The 4,057-nt window shown below is 51.9% G+C and carries 4 protein-coding genes; 1 reads left to right on the top strand and 3 read right to left on the bottom strand.

Annotated features, from left to right (window positions below):
• Window positions 1–52: 52 nt before the first annotated feature.
• Window positions 53–397, bottom strand: a complete 345-nt coding sequence (locus tag OCV62_RS17555) for a TnpV protein (RefSeq protein ID WP_233106341.1) — start codon at window positions 395–397, stop codon at window positions 53–55.
• On the opposite strand from OCV62_RS17555, the gene OCV62_RS17550 reads away from it, so the two are divergent.
• Complete coding sequence (locus OCV62_RS17550; protein ID WP_262588272.1) at window positions 396–1,163, top strand: hypothetical protein; 768 nt, start codon at window positions 396–398, stop codon at window positions 1,161–1,163. The genes OCV62_RS17555 and OCV62_RS17550 overlap by 2 nt on opposite strands.
• A 96-nt stretch (window positions 1,164–1,259) precedes the next feature.
• Here the strand turns inward: OCV62_RS17550 and OCV62_RS17545 are convergent, their stop codons facing one another.
• A complete protein-coding gene (locus OCV62_RS17545) occupies window positions 1,260–1,475 on the bottom strand; it encodes a transposon-transfer assisting family protein (RefSeq protein WP_069432538.1) in 216 nt (71 codons plus the stop codon).
• Window position 1,476: 1 nt separating this feature from the next.
• The coding region (locus tag OCV62_RS18845; RefSeq protein WP_262588270.1) for a YodL domain-containing protein at window positions 1,477–4,057 on the bottom strand (2,581 nt) is incomplete at its 5' end.

Here is a 4,057-nt window from a genome sequence, read left to right as displayed (position 1 = left end):
GCTTCATCTATGGATTGGATCTGTTCCGCTTCGGAGAGGAACAGGTTTAGAGTCAGCTGTTGATAAGCTCCGCCATCAGGATCTCCTCGGCCTGAGCTTTGCAGGTGTTCATCAGCCCCACCCACTTCATGGGATCGCTGGCTTTCAGGTCCTCGGTGGCTCCCGCTTCCTTCGCCAGCTGGGGCATCATCTGCTCCAGTCTGCTCTGGGCGGTCTCGTCGATCTCCAGAAGGTGCGGGTACAGCTTCTCGCTCAGCAGCATCTGGTTGTAGAGGATGGGACGGTGTTCCTTCAGGTAGGTTTTCCTCATCCTTCCGTACTTGCCCAAGGGTTTCTCCGGCTGCTGGCTCAGCTTCAGGTCGGGAATCAGATAGTCTCCGTTCTGGATATAGGTCATGGGATTGTTCATCTTGTTTGCTCCTTTCTTGGTTGGCTTCGCGCTCTGCATTTCGGACGGTAACGCCGATCTGCCGCAGCACCTGCTGGTTGATCTGGCTGACCGCTGTTCCCAGCGCTCCGATGGTTGCCGGAGTATTGAAATCAAAGATCGCCATGAAATCTTCGTGGTCGAAGTAGCGTTCCGGCTCCAGTCCACAGCGGGACATCAAAGCGTAAGTGATACTGACGGTGGCTGCTGCCTTGAACTGTACTCCGATGTTAAACTCATCATATTCCTCCAAAAAGGAACCGTCAACGATATAGAAGAAGTCCTGCTGATGCTCCGTCCAGTATTCCTCCGCCAGTTTTCCGGCTACCTCGGTGAGCTGTCCGGCAAGGTCATCACCGGAAACATCATAGGTGCGCTCAAGCATGGCCTGCACCGAATCCAAATGGCTCTCCTCCAGCTGCCACAGCCAGGGAGTGCGGGAATGTTCACGGGTTCCGGTGTCGGAAATATCAAAAACATAGCGCAGGCGGGGCCTGTCCCCGGAATCGTCCACCAGAGCAATTCCCTTGGAGCCGCGCCTTACATACCGGCCCATCTTTTCATTCCACAAATCGTACTCTGCACAGGCGGTGGCGTCCGGACGCTGGGCGTAGATCATCAACTGCTCATGGAACGGGTACTTGTAAAGGCGGGAAGCAGTGGTGAGAAACCCTGCCCATTCCTGCCAGCTCCCCGTGAGCTGCGTTGCCACCTTCTCCGCCATCTGTGTATATAGTTCAGCTTTGGTTGGCATAGTGTTCTGTCCTCCTTTCAGTTTTGGGGTAAAAAGGTGGGGTGGCATATTGCCACCCCATCCCTGCGATTATGGTGTTTACTGGTCAAAATCCGGATACAACTCCAGCTCGGCAAACTCGGCATCACTCATGGCCTGGAGCTTGCCCAGTGCGCTGTCTGTCAACTCCCGCAGCTCGGTTTCCTCCGGAGCCAGCTCGCCGCGCATCTCACGCAGGCTGTCGATCAGTCCGGTGCGGCTGCCGGTATTGTAAATGCACATCAGGTTCATTTCCTCAAAAGTAAAGTTTCTCATATCAAATCTCCCTTTCCGCACTCTTTTTTGGCGCTATCTTTTTGTGTTCTGCCTTGGGCTGGCTTTTCAGCTGCTCCATGACGGACTTTTTCTTTTCCCGTTCCTCCCGATGGGCAGCGGCAGCCAAATCCATGAGGGAAATAGACTGACCGCTGCGGGCCTGCTGTTCCAGCTCTGCCACCGTAGGCTCTTTTGCGCCATTGTTGATGATACCGTCGATCATGCCGTAATCGTCCTCCACGGCCATCTCCGCATTTTTCAGCGGATTTTCCGGCAGGAATCCGGGGATCTGGGTAAAACCAACACTGTCACAGTAATGACAGGATACCTTACCATCCTGCTTGATCGCAACGATGTCACTGACACTCATAGAAGGACTGTGAAAATCCGCCGGTTTTTGCAGATTAAACTGCTCATATAGTTTTTCCAGCTGCTCCGGTACCGTGCCAGACTCCCTCAGCGGAGCAGTGTAAATGAGATCATAATTGCTGCGCTCTATGGAAATGTCATGGGACTTTAGCCAGTCCAGATTCATAAAGCGCACATTCTGCGGATCGTCACGGCTCACCTGATAGATGGCAAAGCAATCTCTGTTCTGAGCAAGAAATGCCTGTTCCCGTTCCTGCTGATGTTCCTGGCGCTCCATGACCTTTTCGTGGAACTGAGGGCTTTTCTCCCATTCCTCACGGTCCACACCAAAAATGCCGCCATGATCCATGATTTCCTGCGAGTCAAATACCATACTCTCCGTATTGTCCTCATGCAGCACATAGACAGTCAAACCAGCGGCATCCAGTTCCAGCGCCCGTTCTCTGGTGACAGGGAGCATCCCATCATAGAAGTAGCCGTATTCCTGCATATCCGGTATGGATACCTGCTCATCAGGCATAGGGTATTCATCCAGCGCCTGCTCTTGTGCTTCCGGCAGCTGAGAATAAGACGTCCTCTGCCTGACCTCTGCCTGCATCTGCTGATAGGCAGCGTCCTGCAAAGTTTCAATCATAGGCAGGGGCGCATACTTTACTGAATTGCTGCTCAAATCGTTATCATCACAAATCTGGAGAACTGCCTTCATGCAGGAAAGCTCCGGCATATCCAGCTGACCTCCATCCAGCTCTTTCATGGATGCGGCATCGTAAAGGGTATAGTCCCAGCCGCTGTCACAGGACTGGATATGAAGATAGGTGGCATTGTCGATCAGAAACAAAGCCTCCTGCTGATTGGCGTCCGCCCCCAGCACTTCCATTTCCGGCATTGCCGCAGCCAGTTCCTTTACCGCTTTTTGCACCAGAGGATTATCACGGTAATAGTCGATTGCCTGGATGGTGTCCAGGTCAATGGTCTGGCCGGTCAAAATCGGAAACGGTCCTTCATAGTCACTTCCGTCTTTCAGCTCAAAACCAATGCCCTTGATCCCGTTCATTCGCTCTGCTGGAATCTCCTGATAAATGCGGACAGCATCCTCCAAAGACAGGTTATCGTGGTATTCTCCGAGGTTTGGAAATTCCATGCACTCTGCTACATAGTAGGTCAGATCGCCGGTCGGCAGCCTATCAGATACCTTAATGGCATCTGCTGGCTGCTCTATCGGGGCGGTTTCCGGCTCTACCTTTGCATGAGGGTCGATTCCGCGCTCTTTGCAAATTTCCTTATAGTGGCGCTCAATGTCGGAGATCAAAGTGCCGGAGGTTTTGTTAATGGTCTCCAAACTGGCTCTCAACTCTTTCAGTTCCTTGCCCTGACTCCAGCTTGCAATATAGCCGAAGCTGTTTTCTCCGGTCTCGATGCCAAAATACTTGCAGACCGCATAGGAGATGCTTTCAGCCTCCACTTCCTCCGTGTGGCGGTTTTTGATTGCCTGTTTTTCTGCGGTTGCATCTTCCTCAACTGCAAGACGCCATTCAAACTGATTTTCGTCCACATAACGCCAATCCATATCAGAAGCAAACTGTTCGGCTTCTTTTTCTGTGGCAAAATCCAACTTGAAATCATGTTTGGTTCCACCTTCACTCTCCTGCACAACCTTCCATGACGGTAGCATTTCATATTTTTTAGGGTCATGGAGCTTGCTGTGGGCAATCTCGTGTACTGTGGCTGAAACCGTCTGAACCTCACTCATGCCCTGACGAATGGCAATTTTCTGATGATCAGCAGAAAAATAGCCGTCCGTATCAGCGGCCATTGCTTCAAAAGTAATCGGCACCGGTGCGCTGCGGCGCAGGGCCTCCATGAATGCCTCATAATTTGGCACATTGCCGGAAAGGGAGGAAGCAAGCTCCGGCAAAGGTTTCCCGTCGGTCTGACTCACATCAAAGACCTTGACAGGGCGAAACATGGGAATCTCGATTTCTTTTTCCTCTGTGACGATCTTTCCGTCTTTATCCAGAATCGGAGCCTTGGTATCTGGGTCCAGCTTCTGCTCCTCGATTTTCTTCTTGTACGGTGTGGGAGCGATGATGGTAATGCCATGCTCGCCCTTTTTTACATGACGCTCAAACTGGTCTTTCCACTTATTGTATCCGGCTACCAATGTGGCGTCCGGCTTCTGCATATAGATGAGCATGGTGTTGTTTACCGAATAG

This window comes from Gallintestinimicrobium propionicum, from assembly GCF_025567525.1.
Lineage (GTDB): Bacteria > Bacillota > Clostridia > Lachnospirales > Lachnospiraceae > Gallintestinimicrobium > Gallintestinimicrobium propionicum.
The sequence above is the reverse complement of the archived record's forward strand: the minus strand, read 5'-3'. Positions and strand labels throughout refer to the sequence as shown.

What these genes read in the sequence shown, in the direction of transcription:
- OCV62_RS17550 (WP_262588272.1), top strand. Translation starts at nt 396, where the DNA reads ATGGGATTGTTCATCTTGTTTGCTCCTTTCTTGGTTGGCTTCGCGCTC.
- OCV62_RS17545 (WP_069432538.1), bottom strand. Translation starts at nt 1,475, where the DNA reads ATGAGAAACTTTACTTTTGAGGAAATGAACCTGATGTGCATTTACAAT.
- OCV62_RS17555 (WP_233106341.1), bottom strand. Translation starts at nt 397, where the DNA reads ATGACCTATATCCAGAACGGAGACTATCTGATTCCCGACCTGAAGCTG.